At 47.3% G+C, this 16,908-nt stretch carries 19 protein-coding genes; 10 read left to right on the forward strand and 9 right to left on the reverse strand.

What is annotated here, in order from left to right; all coding sequences use genetic code 11:
- Positions 1-29: 29 nt before the first annotated feature.
- Entirely contained in the window at positions 30-1,298 is a 1,269-nt protein-coding gene (locus LEPBO_RS0105725; protein ID WP_017286582.1) for an NAD(P)/FAD-dependent oxidoreductase, read from the reverse strand.
- Positions 1,299-1,552: 254 nt separating this feature from the next.
- Here LEPBO_RS0105725 and LEPBO_RS0105730 point away from each other — a divergent pair, with 254 nt between their 5' ends.
- From LEPBO_RS0105730 to LEPBO_RS0105745, 4 genes are all read left to right on the forward strand, one after another.
- Positions 1,553-1,771, forward strand: coding sequence for a hypothetical protein (locus tag LEPBO_RS0105730; RefSeq protein WP_017286583.1), 219 nt, complete (start codon positions 1,553-1,555; stop codon positions 1,769-1,771).
- A 111-nt stretch (positions 1,772-1,882) separates the two neighbouring features.
- Positions 1,883-2,125 carry a hypothetical protein gene (locus LEPBO_RS0105735; protein WP_017286584.1) on the forward strand — a complete coding sequence of 81 codons (243 nt, stop codon included), beginning with the start codon at positions 1,883-1,885 and terminating at the stop codon, positions 2,123-2,125.
- Positions 2,126-2,384: 259 nt separating this feature from the next.
- Positions 2,385-2,708, forward strand: coding sequence for an Mpo1-like protein (locus LEPBO_RS0105740; protein ID WP_026148442.1), 324 nt, complete (start codon positions 2,385-2,387; stop codon positions 2,706-2,708).
- Positions 2,709-2,731: 23 nt separating this feature from the next.
- Complete coding sequence (locus LEPBO_RS0105745) at positions 2,732-4,123, forward strand: amidohydrolase family protein (RefSeq protein ID WP_017286586.1); 1,392 nt, start codon at positions 2,732-2,734, stop codon at positions 4,121-4,123.
- Between the two features lie 58 nt (positions 4,124-4,181).
- On the opposite strand, the gene LEPBO_RS0105750 is transcribed toward LEPBO_RS0105745, so the two are convergent.
- Positions 4,182-5,051 carry a CNNM domain-containing protein gene (locus LEPBO_RS0105750; protein ID WP_017286587.1) on the reverse strand — a complete coding sequence of 290 codons (870 nt, stop codon included), beginning with the start codon at positions 5,049-5,051 and terminating at the stop codon, positions 4,182-4,184.
- 116 nt (positions 5,052-5,167) lie between these two features.
- Between LEPBO_RS0105750 and LEPBO_RS0105755 the strand changes: the two genes are divergently transcribed.
- Entirely contained in the window at positions 5,168-6,967 is a 1,800-nt protein-coding gene (locus tag LEPBO_RS0105755; protein ID WP_017286588.1) for a DUF3352 domain-containing protein, read from the forward strand.
- Positions 6,968-7,104: 137 nt separating this feature from the next.
- On the opposite strand, the gene LEPBO_RS0105760 is transcribed toward LEPBO_RS0105755, so the two are convergent.
- The 6 genes from LEPBO_RS0105760 to psbB all read right to left on the reverse strand — a co-directional run bounded on the left by LEPBO_RS0105760 (position 7,105) and on the right by psbB (position 12,319).
- The gene (locus LEPBO_RS0105760; protein WP_017286589.1) at positions 7,105-7,335 is read right to left on the reverse strand and encodes a hypothetical protein; all 231 of its coding nucleotides are present in this window, start codon (positions 7,333-7,335) and stop codon (positions 7,105-7,107) included.
- 27 nt (positions 7,336-7,362) lie between these two features.
- Positions 7,363-8,526: an EamA family transporter gene (locus LEPBO_RS36270; RefSeq protein WP_017286590.1), complete on the reverse strand. Its 1,164-nt coding sequence runs from the start codon at positions 8,524-8,526 to the stop codon at positions 7,363-7,365.
- Positions 8,527-8,605: 79 nt separating this feature from the next.
- Positions 8,606-9,808 carry an inorganic phosphate transporter gene (locus LEPBO_RS0105770; RefSeq protein WP_017286591.1) on the reverse strand — a complete coding sequence of 401 codons (1,203 nt, stop codon included), beginning with the start codon at positions 9,806-9,808 and terminating at the stop codon, positions 8,606-8,608.
- Between the two features lie 130 nt (positions 9,809-9,938).
- Positions 9,939-10,529 (reverse strand): GNAT family N-acetyltransferase, encoded by a 591-nt coding sequence (locus tag LEPBO_RS0105775; RefSeq protein WP_026148444.1) that lies wholly within the window; start codon positions 10,527-10,529, stop codon positions 9,939-9,941.
- Positions 10,530-10,630: 101 nt separating this feature from the next.
- Complete coding sequence (locus tag LEPBO_RS0105780) at positions 10,631-10,726, reverse strand: photosystem II reaction center protein T (RefSeq protein WP_017286593.1); 96 nt, start codon at positions 10,724-10,726, stop codon at positions 10,631-10,633.
- Positions 10,727-10,789: 63 nt separating this feature from the next.
- Complete coding sequence (psbB, locus tag LEPBO_RS0105785; protein WP_017286594.1) at positions 10,790-12,319, reverse strand: photosystem II chlorophyll-binding protein CP47; 1,530 nt, start codon at positions 12,317-12,319, stop codon at positions 10,790-10,792.
- Positions 12,320-12,666: 347 nt separating this feature from the next.
- Between psbB and LEPBO_RS0105790 the strand changes: the two genes are divergently transcribed.
- Both LEPBO_RS0105790 and psbM read left to right on the forward strand, forming a co-directional pair.
- The gene (locus tag LEPBO_RS0105790; protein WP_017286595.1) at positions 12,667-13,053 is read left to right on the forward strand and encodes a 2Fe-2S iron-sulfur cluster-binding protein; all 387 of its coding nucleotides are present in this window, start codon (positions 12,667-12,669) and stop codon (positions 13,051-13,053) included.
- A gap of 52 nt (positions 13,054-13,105) precedes the next feature.
- A complete protein-coding gene (psbM, locus tag LEPBO_RS0105795; protein WP_017286596.1) occupies positions 13,106-13,219 on the forward strand; it encodes a photosystem II reaction center protein PsbM in 114 nt (37 codons plus the stop codon).
- A 62-nt stretch (positions 13,220-13,281) separates the two neighbouring features.
- Here psbM and LEPBO_RS0105800 read toward each other — a convergent pair whose 3' ends face one another.
- On the reverse strand, positions 13,282-13,722 hold the full coding sequence (locus tag LEPBO_RS0105800; protein WP_017286597.1) for a hypothetical protein: 441 nt from the start codon (positions 13,720-13,722) through the stop codon (positions 13,282-13,284).
- 212 nt (positions 13,723-13,934) lie between these two features.
- Between LEPBO_RS0105800 and psbO the strand changes: the two genes are divergently transcribed.
- The 3 genes from psbO to LEPBO_RS39790 all read left to right on the forward strand — a co-directional run bounded on the left by psbO (position 13,935) and on the right by LEPBO_RS39790 (position 16,902).
- The gene (gene psbO, locus LEPBO_RS0105805; RefSeq protein WP_017286598.1) at positions 13,935-14,762 is read left to right on the forward strand and encodes a photosystem II manganese-stabilizing polypeptide; all 828 of its coding nucleotides are present in this window, start codon (positions 13,935-13,937) and stop codon (positions 14,760-14,762) included.
- A gap of 371 nt (positions 14,763-15,133) precedes the next feature.
- Entirely contained in the window at positions 15,134-15,907 is a 774-nt protein-coding gene (locus LEPBO_RS0105810; RefSeq protein ID WP_017286599.1) for an RNA polymerase sigma factor SigF, read from the forward strand.
- A 59-nt stretch (positions 15,908-15,966) separates the two neighbouring features.
- Positions 15,967-16,902, forward strand: coding sequence for a hypothetical protein (locus tag LEPBO_RS39790; protein ID WP_017286600.1), 936 nt, complete (start codon positions 15,967-15,969; stop codon positions 16,900-16,902).
- Positions 16,903-16,908: the final 6 nt, after the last annotated feature.

The raw sequence follows: 16,908 nt of genomic DNA on the forward strand, positions 1-16,908 counted from the left end.
CTGATTCAACGTCGAAACGCTCCAATCTATCAGACAAATGAGCGAATAATTTCTCCTTCGTGCTGTTTGCCTTTCAACATGCGATTCCAATAAACCCAGGGCAGCACATGTCGCTTGAGAATCCACATACTGTAGCGTTCCTGAGTCGGATCGAGTGGAAAACTCGGCTCTGGCTTACCGTCATAGTCAAACTCTGCCAAAATCGTTTTGCCAAATCCAGTAATCAAGGGACAACAGCTATAGCCGTTGTAATTTCCTTCTAAGGGTCGCTTCTGCAAATGACTGAGTAGATTTTGTACGAGTACAGGTGCTTCTTTACGAATGGCAGCAGCCGTTTTCGAGGTCGGCAACGAAGAAGCATCGCCGAGACTAAACACATTGGGATAGCGCTGATGCTGCAACGTGTGTTTATGCACATCTACCCAACCTCCCGGCGCAGAGACAGCCAGCGGACTATTTTTGATAAAGTCCGGAGCGCTCATCGGTGGAGCCACATGCAGAATCTCATAGGGCATTACGATCGTTTCAGTCCCCGCATCGGTGGTGACTTCAAAAACGGCTTCCTTCGCTTCACCCCGAATTTCCTTGAGATTATGTTTCGTTTTCAGCTGAATTCCTTTGCGTTCGACAACTTGCATTAAAGGAGAGACAAATGTTTCGATCGCAAAAATCTTAGGGCCGGCTGTGCAGTAAAGCAGATTCGCTTTTTCTCGCACTCCATTGCGGCGAAAAATCTCGTCCGCCAAGTACATAATTTTTTGAGGCGCACCCGCACATTTAATCGGCGTTGCCGGAAAGGTAAATAAGACATTCCCTCCCTTAAAGTTATTCAGCAATTCCCAAGTGTAGTTTGCGCCTGCGATCGCATAGTTACTACACACGCCATTTTTACCCAATGCTTCTTCTAATCCTGGAATTGCCTTCCAGTTTAGTTGAATGCCAGGGCAGACGACCAACGCTTCGTAAGATACGGTTTTGCCATCGCGGGTTTGCAACTGATTTTGTTCAGGATCAAAAGATTCAACTGCGTCTTGAATCCATTTCACACCGTTCGGAATGCAATTTTGCTCGGGTTGCACGGTGTCTTCATAGGAATAGCAGCCTGCGCCAACCATCGTCCAAGCAGGCTGATAATAATGCTGAGAGGATGGCTCAATAATCAGAACATCTAGGGCTGCATCCTGAGCGATTAATTGTGCAGCAACCGTAATTCCGGCAGCCCCTCCTCCGACAATGACAATCTGATGCTGTAGGGATTGAGACGTTGAAAATGTTGAATCGGTGGATGTGGCAGTCATAGATACAGACTTGTGATCGATGAATTTGAGAATTCGAGGCTGCCGTCATTGTCTCGCAAAAATCTAGCCTGTTCTGAATTTTAAGAGGAATTTTACAATGCTTTGCTTTTGGCAGTGCTAAAAAACTACGCCATTTTGGCTACATAAATAGCAAGATATGCCCTATTTCTAAATTCAAACCGATACCTTATACATAACAGCTTCAAATCAAAGTTGTTAACCACAAAAAACATTCAACCCAAACGGAGAACATCATGATTATCAATGAATTGACCTATCAAGAAATCGCAGTTGAAGCAAACGAACTCGAAGGTGGACTTGATCTTTCGATCACTGGTAACTACTACAAACAAGAGCTTTCGGCTATGCAATCGGGCACAACGTCTGGCCCTCTTGGTACAGCATCGTTCGCTAATGCTCAACACGTGAAAATCAACTCAGGTGGTTTTAGCATGATCGCATTGGGTGCATAAGTTTAGAAAACCGATTTTTTTCTAAGCTGCTCTTCTCTTGAAGTTCGACATAAATCGCGTATTTAATACTTCTTGAATGCGCGATTTTTATTCTTTTTGTAGGAGCCATTTATGATTATTTCTGATCTCAATTTTGAAGAAACTCCACCTGCCAGTGAAGATCTTCAAGGCGGCGCAGATTGGGCAGCGACCTTGACTGCTTTTAATCAATTTTTATCCATGATCCAAACAGGCGCAGTTTCAGGACCCAATGGGAGTTCAGCCTTTGCAAATATTGGTCGATCGTATACTTCGACACTGGGCTTCAGTACGATCGGACTCGGTATCAACAATCCCAATTTTTGGCAGCTATAAATTTCGGACAACACAACAAAAAGCATTTGCATCAATGTGCCAATCTCGAAGTCACCTAGGTTGGCACATTGATATTTGAAAAAACGCGATGCCGAATCGTTGGCACACTCACAAATTCTAAATTTTAGCTAAAGTTTTTGTTACTTTATTTTTCTATAAATTACAAATTTAGACCGCCGCGTTACGAATGCTTGAGCGGTTATTGCCCTCCAGATGCTTATGTTATCGTTCGGAAAACCGTGTCCAATAGGAGGGACTCATGAGCGATTTCATGAGCTACTACCGTGAAGCAAAGACTCATTTCATTGCATCTCACCAACACCCTATTAATCAAAAACTTCATCACTTAACTAATGCATTAGCGATCTCCGCTGTGATTTTTTTATTCATTGACTGGCGATGGACACTTGTGTGTCTTGTTCTGACTCAGGTTTTTGCTTTGGGCGGTCATGCCGTATTTGAAAAAAATCACCCTGCATTTGTGAAATACCCTGGCATTACAATTTTGGCTTCATTGTCTTGGTCATTTGAACATTGGTTTGGATTTCGAGAAATTTTTCAACGTTTCAACGCTCATTCATAACATTCATTTTGGAGTAATCGTTTATGTATAACGGCATATTAGTCATCGATGCCGATGCTCATAAGCTTGAAAATCCGCTCGTAATTCGCGATTATATTGAACCTGAATATCGCGATCGTGTGACATTAATTGTTGATAATCTCGGCGATCAACGGATGCGCATCGTCGATTTCAATCCGGCAACCGGAAAAAATGATTTGGTGCGGCTGTTCCCGCAACCTCAAGGACTCGGAAAAGGTGGATTCCGGAATCTGCATCCCGAAACGACGTTGGGTGCTGTGTTTAATCGCACGCGACTTGAGCACATGGATCAAGAAGGGGTCGATGTTCAAGTCATTTATGGCACTTGGAATCTCAGTTTTGGCAGTTATCTCGATCGAGATTTAGCCGTCGCACTTTGCAAAGCCTACAACAACTACATTGCCGAGGATTGTAAGGGCTACGATAACCGCTTGAAAGCGATCGGCATTTTACCGATTCAAGATGTGCAAGAGTCGGTGAAAGAGATGCATCGCTGCGTCGAGGAATTAGGCTTAATTGGGGTTGCAGTGCCTCCGAATATTGCCATTCCCCATCCAAAAGCACCGGAAGCGTTTCCCGAAGTTCGGACTTGCAAAACAATTTCACATCCTGACTTTGAGCCGATTATCCAAGCTGCGGTTGAACTCGATATTGCCTTGGGCATTCATGGCGGGCCTGGGTCTTACATGGTGGGCGGACTCTCGGATCACACCGAAACTTTCGTGTTGAGCCATATTTTCGTGCAGCGAAACCAGCAACAGTTAGCACTGGCTCGAATGGTTTTTGACGGTGTGTTTGAGCGCTATCCAACCTTGAGAGTTGGCTTCCTAGAAGGCGGATGCGGTTGGCTGCCCGATTTGGCGCATTCTTTCCATGAACATTGGGAAAAACGGATTCGGGACTTTGATCCGAAGCATCCTTATCGTCCTTCCGCACTTGAGTTTACGAAGCTGATGATTCAAGAGCAAGGGGCGCACAATAGCAGCAGCATTGTGACCCAAGCGAAGAACTTGTTTGATCTGCTGTGGACGAAGCAGCACGATCCCACCAAGATCAATGATGCTAGCTTGTACGAACACTTTGAGCTGAAACATCGCGATCCGATGGAGTACTTCGAGCGTGGTCAAATCTTTACGTCGTTTGAGTCTGACGATCCGGCTCCGGCTTATCTCCCTGCCGCGATGGGCGAGATGGGTAAACGGCTCGCTTGCTTCTCGGGTGACTACGGTCATTGGGATGGCGTACTGCGAGACTGCGTGAAATCGGCAGCTGAAGTGACGAACTACGATCGTGATCACCTCGAACTCTTACTGAGCGGCAATGCTTTAGCTCTGTATGGCGATCGCTTGAGAAATTCTCTGCCACAAAGAAGCCTCGCAGGCGCGATCGCATAGCCTCTTAGACCTCCGATTAGAACTCCGAGTCTTGACAAACTCGGAGTTTTTGCACGTTTTAAGAGCGCGTAGCTAGTTCTTTCTCACCAATTTCAGCGATCAAAGGACTCGTCACGCGCCGAAGTAAAATCTTCTCGACCTGATTTTCTACCACCCGCGTTGCTTCCAGTTCTAGCTCTCCCCACTGAAGGCGATCACCTGTTGTGGGAACCCGTGCTAAATGATGCACCATGAATCCCGCGATCGTCCGATAAGCATCACTTGCAGATAAGCCTAAATCAAATTGCTCATTCAGTTGGCTCACCTCCACCGTCCCAGCGAGCAAGATCGAGTGAGCGTCTTTCGGAACGAGCGCATCCTGATGATTTTCTTTCTGAGTAATCCGCCCCGTTAACAATCGAACGGTTCCATTCAGAATCACGAGCGCTGGAAAGAACAGATAAAAGCAAAATTGCAGCGGACGAATCAGAAACAGTGCTGTTCTTTCTGGCGCATGAGCCGCTAATACTTTTGGAACCAGTTCACCCAGTACGATTTCGACATACGTAACAATCAGAAATGCGATCGCAGTTGCAATCGTATGCGTCGTGATCATCGCAGGCAAATGCGCGATCGGGAGTAGCGCAATCCACGGTTCGATCCAATGCACGGTCGCCCCTTCCCCCAACCAACCCAAAACCAGACTACCCGCCGTTGTCCCCGTCTGCGTTACCGATAAATATTGCCCTAAATTGTTTTGGGCATATTGAACTTGCTGTGCTGCACGATTGCCTTGCTGCGCTAAATGATCGATTTCGCCTTTTGCAGCCGATACGATCGCGAGTTCTGCCGCCACGAAGAAGGCAACCGCTAGCACAAACAGCAGCAATACTAGCAAACGGAGAAGTGTCTCAGCCGTTTCAATTTCAAATGTCTCTAAAGTCGTCAAATCACCGCTCCCGTACGCTTTTTGGGAATTCTATTTGTGTAAAGATTACTGAAGTTTCTCAGTAATTTCATCCTCATCGCGAGGATCTAAATTAATCGCAATATTCACGTGAACTCATGTTGCTAAAACGATCTGCGCTCTCAACCCTGGCTGTATTGAGTCTAGCCAGTTTCTCAGATTTGTCGGTTCGTCCTGCTCAAGCGGTGACTGCGCCGACTCCTGTCGTTGCCCCCCTGACTCAGCCAACCCGGATCTCTCTCTCGACAATTCTCCCGTCTGAAACACTCGGAGTCGTACTCGTCAACACGCAAGATGATCGCTGGCAAGAATTAAGCCAGTTTCAGTTGTTCCCCGACGGATTTGCATTTCCAGGCAGTCTGCTCTATCCCACTGAAAAAGATGCAAGTTTCGAGAAAGATATTAAACCCTGGCTAGGCGAGCAGTTTGGAGTTGCCTTTCTTTCAGCGAAAAGCATCGTGACGATTTCCGATGTGAAAGACCCGGCAGCTTTGGCGCAATATGTCGATCGTGTTAAAAAAAGCCGCAAGAAAGCCCCGAAAGAAGCGCAGTATAAAGGCGTGACGATCCTGGAGTTTGAAGCAGAAAAAATACCGATTCAAGCTGAGCCTAAAGCGACTGTCAAGAAACCTCAGCCTGATGCACCTGACCCTGATTCAGAAGACTCAAGTTTCGTTCCGACTCAACCCAAATTTGCGATCGCGGTTCTTCCCAATCATTTTGTCAGTTCAACTTCAACGGAAGCGATTCAAGAACTGCTCGATGCACAAGGCAAGCTGAGTGAAAATCCTAAGTTTCAAAAATTTCAGCAAAACCCGAAAGCGCTTAAATCGATCGTGACGCTCTATGGCGAGTATGGCAAATTTCTCAAAGCGTTTACTCAACTCAATCAACAGCAGATTGAAGAACTGACCAAGAAAAATCCCAACCTACCTGTGCCACCCGTGCTCGATCCGAGTTTACTGGATCCATTGGCAAAATTTTATGACACCGCCGAAGGCTTTGTCTGGGCAGAATCCACAGGATTACGCGCGCAATTCGCAGTGAATTTGACTCAATCTGTTCCAGAGAATTTGTTAACTCCGTTGACTACTCGCAATCAGATTCTCAGTCGCCTGCCAGAAGTCAATTACATGATGTCCAATAGCCAGAATTTAGCGCTGTATTGGCAAGCATTGACGCTAGGACTAGAATCGCAGCCATCCTGGAAGAAAAACTTGGAACAAAGCCGGAAGTGGATGCAGGATTTCATTGGCGTGGACGATCGCGATATTTTCCCTTGGATGAATGGAGAGTACGCGATATTTGCTTATCCGACTCGCCAAGGATTTATTCCCTCGATTTCGCCAGGGTTAGACATTGCCTTCGGCATGATGGTGCAAACAGACGATCGCGCTGCCGCCGAAGCGGGATTAAAGAAATTCCAGGAGTTTGTCACCCCTCGTTTAGGGCAAGCGCTCGTCCATCAATCTACCCTGGCAGGTCAACCTGTCACGAGTTTTGGATCCATTGAGAAAGGTCGATCGCTGAATTTCTTAAGTCATGGTTGGACAGATGAGCAGACTTTAGTGATGTTATTTGGAGGCGGATCAATGAGCGAGTTTAGCCCGACACCGACTCGGACTCTACCGCAATCTGCCAACTTTAGATCTGCGATCGCACCCTTCCCCGATGCGAATTTAGGCTATTTCTATGTCAATCAAGGCGCATTCATGAGCTTTTTGAACACTGCGGCGTTTCCGATGATATTCGGTGCATCGAGGTCAAGCAATCCATTTGCCACGCAGCTTCAAGATAGCTTGAGTAGCATTCGGAGCATTAGCGGTGCGAGTTCGATCAAAGACAATCAAGTGCAATTTGAAGGTTTTCTTTCACTTGCATCGCGATTAAATCGCTAAGTTGAGCGATCGCGCTACATTTCGACTTTGCTCAACCCTCTAGATCCGAGGTCTTCACAGGTTGAGCAGAGTCGAAATTCAAATTCCATGAAAGATAGAGAACAATTCGCTTCTCTCTCATCTCCAATTTGCGAATATTAGAGCGAAGTCATCTTAATTCCCATCACACCCCAGGCCCGAAAAAATTGCCGATACAATTCCTGCCCTGCCTCAGTGAGATCTCCATCTTCGCCAATCTCACCACCCACAATGAAAGTTCCACGATCGCTTTCAAAACAAAGTCGTTGCACCCCAGACTCATCGGTCTGAATTCGCAACGACCCATTCGCTAAAACTTGCCCAGATCCACTTGAAACCGCAAATCGCATCACATTATTTGAGTAACACCTTTCCCATTATGCAGATTTTGCGGTCTTTCTCATCCGCTCAAAGCTCAGAGCAGTGACCCCGATCGTCACAAGCAAAATTCCAGCAATTTGTACCCAATCTAACTTAGTACGGATGATCACAGCGGCTAGCAACGCCGTTAACACAGGACCACTCGATGCGATGATCGAAGCTTGTGCCGCCCCCATATAGCGCACCCCGAAATTGTTCGAGAGGTATCCGACGAGAGTGAACGCCCCCAAGACTAGACCTCCCATGAATAATCCAGGTCTGCCCGTCGCTGAAACTGCAACCCCTAACTGAAGTGGTAAGGATAGACTCACACTCGTACAAACGAGCACCGTGAGAAATTGCACCACACTGACGGGAACCGGATGCACTTTGCGAAATCCAAGCTGCATCAAAATTAAATACAGCGCGAATGCCGCTCCGGAGAATATGGCAAAAAACACGCCTCCGCCCAGTTTTGCGACCATTAAACTGGGAATAGCTGTCAAAATTACACCCAACAAAATCAATCCCATCACGACAACCCGCAGACGAGTTGGTCGATCGTTAAACAACCACCAAGCGAGGGGAACCGTGAGCAGCGGATACATAAATAGAATCGTGACCGCAGCACCTGGCCCAATTTGTGCGATCGCAATATAAATCAGAACTTGTGACAAAAACAGAAAAACACCGCTGCCGATAATGTGCCAAAGCGGACGACGATCGCGCTTCAGCAGGACTTTCTGAAGATCTTGCCAAACTGGAGGGTAAAGAAATCCCGCAATGCCAATCATCAAAGGCACGACCACCAGCATTCGCATCCAGAGAATCAATAACGAATTCCCGATTGTCGGCTGGATAAAGCCACCCGCGGAAAATAGACCAAATAATCGAATCGGTTGCCCGATCGTGATGCGGACAATCACGTTATGAATCGACAGCGCAAAAGTCGAAAGCAAAACGAGCCAAAGCCCCAACCTTAATTTTGATACTTTAGGTTTTTGGGGCTTGAGAGAAAGCTGAGATTGAGACCGTAACTCTTCAACCTCTTTCCTCAACTGCGCATTCACCTCGCGCAGTTCCGTAATTTCCCGCCGATCGGTGCTTGCACCAGATGTAGCAGAAATCTCTTCATTTTGATTCGGTGGGCGCGAATCACCCCATGATTGCTCTTGCTCCATCGGTCTTCACCCTTGACATCCGGCTGTAGATAACTTCACAACCTATAGTGCCCAGTGAAGAGTTGATAAACTCTATTGTCTAAAATTCAACGAAAGTCGTACGCAAAATCAAAAATAAAATTCCGCTGAGCACAGCAGCAATGGGAATCGTCACAAACCAAGTTAAACCGATCGATCTCAGAGTTTGAAACTGAATGCTTTTCATGCCTTGAACAAATCCCACTCCAACAACACCGCCCACTAGAGCGTGAGAAGTCGAAACCGGAAATCCCATACGAGAGGCAATCAATATTGTGGTTGCTGTTGCGAGTTCTGCACAAAGTCCGCCGCTAGGCTGCAAAGGAATAATTCCTTCTCCAATCGTTGAAATCACTTTTTTCCCTAAGACGGCTAACCCTGAAACGATGCCAACTCCACCAAGTATCAAACTCCAAACTGGAATCTGGAAGTCTTCTAACGGCAAGTTTCCAGTTTGCAGAATGTAGACGATCGCGGCAAAGGGTGCGATCGCGTTGCCAACATCATTTGAGCCATGAGCAAACGCGACAAAGCAGGCACTGACCACTTGAAATTTAGCGATCGTCGCTTCTACGGTCTGTAAATTTTGGAATCCGTAAACGGATAACGTTCCGATTCCAATGACTCCAAGCATGAGTGAAATAGATGGAATCGGTAAATGAATAATAGTTTGAATCGGTTTGGCGATCGTCGGAAAGACAATCACACCGAAAACGCTAATCAATACGGCACTGAGCCAGGGAATCCATTCTTCGAGTTGATGAGGTCGATCAAGAATCCATTGTTTGATCAAACTGTAAAAAACAGCCGCGATCGTGCCACTCACTAAGGGAGTGATCACCCAAGTGAGAGAAATAAGACCGATCGTGCTCCAATTGACAGCAGTTTTGCCGAACGCGAGATAGCCAACGCCTGCGATCGCGCCGACAGTTGCATGAGAAGACGACACGGGAAATCCAAACACTGTGGCAATATTCAACCAAACTCCTGCGGCGATTAAGACCGAAATCATCCCAATCAGCAAGATTTGGGGCGTGAATTGGGCGGGATTAATGATGCCTGTAACGAGTTTCTGAGAAACAGTTTGACCAAACAAGACTGCGCCCGTGAATTCTAGAGTTCCTGCAATGATTAAGGCTTGTTTGAGCGTGACAGCTTTAGAACCCACCGAGGTTCCCATCGAATTCGCAACATCATTCGCGCCCAGATTCCATGCCAGATAGAATGCTAGAAGACTCGTAATGAGCAAGACAATCTGATCCATTTCCACGTCAATTTCCTCAGGGCATGAACAGAAGCTAATTCAACGCAGGCACCCTTGGCGGGTTCTAAACCTCAAGGAGCAGCGAATTGTACACAGCATGGGACGCTAACAGCAAGTTGGGAAATTCAGATTAAGCCTCTCTTGCATGTGTCGATCGCATTTCCTTACGCAACAGCATCCGTCTTGGCTTTCCTAAAAACCAATCCCAACTCAACTGAATTTCCTCCAATCGATACCCCAACTTGAAATACAATGCTTTCGCTGCCTGATTCGTCTCTAGAACGTGCAGATAAATCTGGCGATAGCCCCAACTTTCTACATAAGGCTCACACGCCAATAACAGCTGTTCTGCAATGCCCTGCCGCCGGAATTCTTCTCTCACCGCCAAATTTGACAAATAAATATACTGGCTCGTTTTCGGTTGCCAAGGATTGGCGCTGCGTATCCCCACCTCCACCGTTCCCACAATTAATTCATCCCGATGCGTCGTATCGATCGCGACGAGACACGCATAGTTTGAGGTCATTGAGCGCGCTCGACTCCGCAAATCCTCATAAATTCCTACTCGAATAATCGCACCCAACCAGGGCAAAAACGGCGGATACAGCGGAAAACTATCCACCAAAATTCCCGCAATTTCGTTCAAATCCTGCGGCTGCACAGCCCGAATTCGATAGCGAGTCGGACTAGAATAATCCATTTGACGCGAAGAAACGCTCACAAGCTCAGATAACCCAACCTTCACATCCTAAATCACCCTGCCCAAAATCAGCGCAAAAAAGAACCCGTCTTGAGTCAAGACGGGTTCTTTCACAGAAGGATTTACTTACCAATTCTCGGAGGTTCGCGGAATGCAATCGCAAAAAACAAAACTCCGATCGCCAAAGCCAAAATCAAAATATACGCTGCACTTTCCATGATGGTGTCCCAACAAAAGAATCGAACCGGGCCTAAGCAACCTGCCTAGACCCGTTAAACCATTTAGACAGGTTCCCGAAGCGTGGTCTTATCACCCACTTTCGCAAACCGTCCCCATTCGACTTGTTCTTCCGACAAATCTGGGTCAACCCCAGCAAACACATCCCGGAAAATCGTCCGAGATCCGTGCCAGATATGACCAAAGAAGAACAACAATGCAAAGACCGCATGACCAAACGTGAACCATCCACGCGGGCTAGTCCGGAATACACCATCCGAATTCAATGTTTCACGATCGAATTCAAACGGTTCACCCAACTGAGCCGCACGCGCAAAGCGTTTGACCTGCGCTGGATCGGTGATCACCTGACCATCCAACTTTCCACCGTAAATGCTTGCCGTTACACCTGCTTGTTCAAAGCTGTACTTCGACTCAGCCTTACGGAACGGAATGTCAGCGCGGATCACGCCATCTGCATCTTGAAGCACAACTGGGAAGTTCTCAAAGAAGTTCGGCAAGCGACGCACAAACAACTCACGACCTTCGCTGTCCTTGAACACCGGATGTCCGAGCCAAGTTTGAGCAATCCCGTCACCCTTGTTCATTTGACCTGTACGGAACAAACCACCTTTCGCGGGGCTGTTACCGACATAGTCATAGAACGCCAATTTCTCAGGAATTTGGTTATACGCTTCTGATAAGCTCGCGCCATCCGCTACTGCACCCTGAACTCGACGATCGATTTCCTGGCGGAAGTAGCCGCTATCCCACTGATAACGAGTCGGACCAAACAACTCGATCGGAGTCGTCGCATTGCCGTACCACATCGTTCCTGCAACCACAAAAGCCGCAAAGAACACAGCCGCGATACTGCTCGACAACACCGTTTCGATGTTCCCCATTCTCAAAGCGCGATATAAACGCTCTGGCGGACGGACACTGAGGTGGAACAAGCCTGCAATAATGCCGACAATTCCCGCCGCAATGTGGTGTGCGACAACCCCACCTGGATTAAACGGATTAAATCCAGACGGTCCCCATTCAGGCGCAACAGGCTGAATATGCCCTGTCACCCCATACGCGTCCGATACCCACATTCCTGGACCAAACAATCCAGTCAAGTGGAACGCGCCAAAGCCAAAACAAAGTAATCCCGACAAGAACAAATGAATCCCGAACATTTTCGGCAAATCGAGTGCAGGCTCACCTGTACGCGGATCGCGGAAAAGTTCCAAATCCCAATAAACCCAATGCCAGCAAGCTGCTAAGAACAGCAAACCTGATAAAACGATGTGGGCAGCTGCAACGCCCTCAAACGACCAGAAGCCTGGATCGGTGACGGTTTCACCCGTAATGCTCCATCCGCCCCAAGAAGAAGTCACGCCGAGTCTTGCCATAAACGGCAGCACGAACATGCCTTGTCTCCACATAGGATTCAAAACTGGATCGCTAGGGTCAAAAATCGCAAGCTCATAAAGCGCCATTGATCCCGCCCAACCTGCAACCAGTGCGGTATGCATCAGGTGAGTCGCAATCAACCGCCCCGGATCGTTCACCAGGACTGTGTGTACGCGGTACCAGGGTAGTCCCATTGACTACTCTCCTCCTCTAAATTACGTCTACTGCAACGCTTCTTTCAGCCTTTTGTTAAAGTGCCTAATATGGGTAACTTTACCAGATAAGGCATCCTGTCCCCCCGCCGTTTCTGATGATCCAGCTATTCCTTGGAACGTTGAATCGGCAGTATGACAAGGAATTCATAAAAAATGAAAGTGTATAAAGAAGTGTAACCAGTGTTAGAAACGATTGCAAGCGAATATGAAATCGCCTGAAATTCCGACGACTCGCCCGTTTCACTTCTTAATTATTCTTAACTTTTGGCGCGATTTGAGTTACAAATAGAGTGGATACTAACCCTTATCTCTTTAAGAGGAAGACTATGCAACCCGCCGATACTGACCTCCAAGCGATTTCTGAAGTCCAACCTGAAGAAGGGATGAGCGCTGAACCGCCGAAACCTGCGTTTCAGTCTGCCAGCATCAAATTCATCAAAGAAGACAAAGAAGTCGTTGCGGCTCAAGGGGCAAATTTGCGGATTAAAGCGATCGAGAATCAAGTGGATCTCTACACGCTCGGTGGCAAACTCATGAATTGCGGGGGGTATGGACAATGCGGCACTTGCATCGTTGAAATTGTCGAAGGGATGGAAAATCTCTCGCCTCGAACCGCCTTTGAGGAGCGCAAACTCAAGAAAAAACCAGCGTCCTACCGTCTTGCTTGTCAGGCGCTAGTCAACGGGGCAGTCAGCGTAAAGACGAAACCCTAATGAGTGGTATCCTGAAAAGTGTTGATGCCGAGTTTAGAAGGGATCGGGCTTTATGCAAGTTAATGAATTAGGATTTATTGCGTCGATTTTGTTTGTGCTTGTGCCGAGCGTGTTTTTGCTGATTCTCTATATCCAGACCGCTAGCCGTCAACCAAAAGACGAGTAACAAAACTTTACAATTTCACTCAGAAAAAGCGCTAGGAGTTTCATCTCTAGCGCTTTTTACTTTTATTCAGGCGAATCTAAGCTAGATTCAGCCAGCAAATTATTCAGAAATTCTTGTAGCCGCATTCGATGGATATAGGGCCACCCGCCACTGGCTTCAATATCTTTCAGCAACGCGTAAAGCGCCTGTCGATTACTGGGCAAAGACTCTTGGAAGAATCCCTCACGAATTTCACGATGGAGGGCTTCTAAAACTCTCAGCAATGCCAGCAACGCGATTCCATCTCCCCGCGAGTTTTTTGCAATCGTCCGAATCTCTTGGGCAATTTGATCGAGATCGCGCGATAGCGCCTCCGAATTCGAGGCATATTCTCTAAACATCACATCATCATCATTCATGCAATTCGTTCCTAGCGTAGGGGCGCAATCTAATACGGTACTGCTTTTCGAGCATTTCGTTCGTTCTTCGTAAGCAGCCGAATCGCGCCGAATCGACTTTTCCACACATGCGATCGCGGGCGATTCTTAAAAAGTTTACGAATATCTGTAAAATGCTATGAGAGGTTCGATCAGAGCCACTCCAGAATTTATTAGAAACTCCATGAGATCTGACAGCAGTTTAGAGCGCCCTTCTAAGAATCACTCTCCGAGATTGACTTCTTTGAACTCCCGCCCGAACGCACTGGCAGAAATTTGACATTACTTTGAGGTTGACCATGAGGTATCGCGCTTTTATTGTGACACTGTTGGCGTTCTGCCTGAGTGTTTTGACCGCTTGTAGTGAAGCTCCCGCTGCCAGTACGGAAGGCTTAACCTACGAGCAAATCCGTAACACGGGCTTGGCAAATAACTGCCCCCAAATCGAAGCCACCTCTCGTGGCTCTATCCCGATTGAGAGCGGCAAAACCTACTCAATCACTGGATTGTGTCTGCAACCCACATCTTATTTCGTCAAAGAAGAAACGGCGAGCAAGCGTCGCGAAGCTGAGTTTGTCCCGGCGAAGTTGATGACTCGCTATACTTCCTCGATCGATGCAGTTTCAGGAACCCTAAAATCGAACTCTGATGGTAGCTTGACCTTCACCGAAGAAGATGGTCTGGACTTCCAAGCGATTACCGTTCAGCTTCCTGGGGGCGAACGCGTGCCGTTCTTGTTCACGATTAAAGGTCTAGTTGCAACCACCGATCCGGGTTCTTCGAGCATCAACACGTCAACCGACTTTACCGGCGAATTCCGTGTGCCCTCCTACCGGACATCCAACTTCCTTGATCCGAAAGGTCGGGGTCTGACCACAGGCTATGACAACGCAGTTGCACTTCCTGCTTCGGCTGACTCTGAAGAATTGAGAAAGGAAAACGTCAAGCGTTTCCAGTTGGATAAAGGCACTATCTCGCTGCAAGTTGCAAAAATCGACAGTGCATCGGGCGAAATTGCAGGAACCTTTGAAAGCGATCAACCCTCAGAAACCGATATGGGATCGCGTGAAGCAAGCGAGGTAAAAATCCGTGGATTGTTCTACGCACGAGTTGCACCTGCAGCGTAATTACCGATAATCAGATCCACAACTTAGTGCGATCTCAACTCAAAATATTCAATTTTATGGGGCAGATAGCCCCATTTTTATTATTTATTTTTTGATAAAAACAAGTTTTAATCTTAATCAGAAATTCGTTAAAAATTCGTTAAAAAAGTGACCAAGATCACGGTAGACAGACGTTCCGTGGAAATGCAGTTGTAACAAATTCGCTGGAAGAAATAAGTTTTATGTGTCATGAAAAGTGAGCAAGAAACGCGGTTTCATTATTTGTTCACTTTCTCTAAATGTCTTTCCGGTGTGATTCCTACCCTCACAGTTTGAATCAGCAAAACGGTTTGATTTCTTCTTGAGCTTTTGCGCCAACCACTGAATTCGTCATGCCTAATCTTGTGTCTACCGACCTCAAAAGTGAAACCTTAGAACTGCTTCATCAATATCAAACGACCGCAACTGCTGCTATTCGTAATCAATTGGTTGAATTGAATATTGGACTGGTGAGAAAAGAGGCTCACCACTGGATGAATCAGTGTACTGAGAGTTACGACGATTTGCTCCAAGTTGGGTGTATTGGGCTGATTCGAGCGATCGAGCGGTTTGATATGTCGAAAGGTCATGCATTTAGCTCATTTGCAATTCCCTACATTCGAGGAGAAATCCAACACTACTTACGGGACAAAAGCCCTTCAGTCCGAATTCCGCGCCGTTGGCAAGCGCTACAACGTCAAGCCACTCACGTGATCCGTGACTTTCAAGCAAAAGAGCGGCGGCAACCCACCGATATTGAGATCGCTGCGATATTGGATATCTCGATCGAGGAATGGCAGGAAATTCGGCTCTCGGTGCAAAATCGCGCGCTGCTCAGTTTAGATGCTCCTGTCGGCGACGAAGAAGGCACAGCATTTTTAGGCGATCTCGTTCCTGATTCACGGTATCGGAGTTTTCAACTGGCTCAAGAAGATCAAATTCGGCTGCAGCAGGCACTCGTCCAATTAGAACAGCGCACTCGTGAAGTGTTGGAATTTGTTTTTCTATATGACCTGACTCAGAAAGAGACAGCTGAGCGACTAGGAATCAGCGCTGTGACGGTTTCACGCCAAGTGAAAAAAGGGCTTCAGAAACTGCAAAGCATCATGGTTTGCAGCGAAGCTTAATCCCCATCTTCTCTAAAAATTCGCTCAAAAATTAGCAGCGAGTAAAAAACCCATCAGATTTGGGCACACTTGCACTAACTGAATCGTTCTCTGCTGCGGGTCAATTTCAAGCTTGTACTGCGAACGGTGATCCAGGCGAATTTTTAAGTCGAATTTTTGGAGTGGTCATGAGCAAGCGGTTTACACAGCAAATCACAGCACGAATCCCGAAAGGGACGCTGGTACTTTGCGCGAGCGCATTAACAGTCTGGATAGGCGGATGTACGGTGGGTGAAGAGCCAACTGTTACGAGCGCCAGTCCTTCTCCAGCGGCATCGCCTTCGACCTCAACCCAGGCTTTTGCAAAACCCACTGTTCCAGAGAAGGATAAAGACAAGAAAGACGCAGCGACAGGTAAAGCAGGCAAGGTCGCAGGGCTGCTGCAATCAACTGACCCAGCAGAACGGGCGAGACAAGTTCAACGCGGCATCAATACCAAAGGCAAAGATCCATTTTCTAGCATTCCGCCGATCGTCTCGTTCAAAGTTCCCATTAAACTGCCTGAAACTGCGAATCAGCCTGCTGTCAGCCCGAATGTTGGAGATCGCTCGATTGCGAAACAACCTGCTGTTGTATCCCGTCCAAATCCGAAGGTCGTGGCTGCAAAATCGCCAGAGCAATCCCCCATTAAAGCACTACCACCTCTGCCAGATCCGACTCTTGCGAAATCGGTGCAAGTAACAGGTGTGATTGTTGTTGCAGGTGTGCCTCAAGCCATTATTCAGGCTCCCAATGAGGCGACAAGCCGTTATGTTCAAGCAGGGCAACGCATTGCAGGTGGACAGGTCTTAGTCAAGCGAATTGAAATGAATGGAGGGTCTGATCCGCTCGTGATTCTGGAGCAAAATGGCGTAGAAGTGGCTCGTGGAGTCGGCAGTCCTGTAGTCGCACCAAATTTGCCAAGCGTTCCACCTGCACCCGCAGCAGCGGTTCCAACTTCAAATCTTTTCAGCTAAAAGTCG

The sequence above is a fragment of the Leptolyngbya boryana PCC 6306 genome, assembly GCF_000353285.1.
Classification (GTDB): Bacteria; Cyanobacteriota; Cyanobacteriia; order Leptolyngbyales; family Leptolyngbyaceae; genus Leptolyngbya; species Leptolyngbya boryana.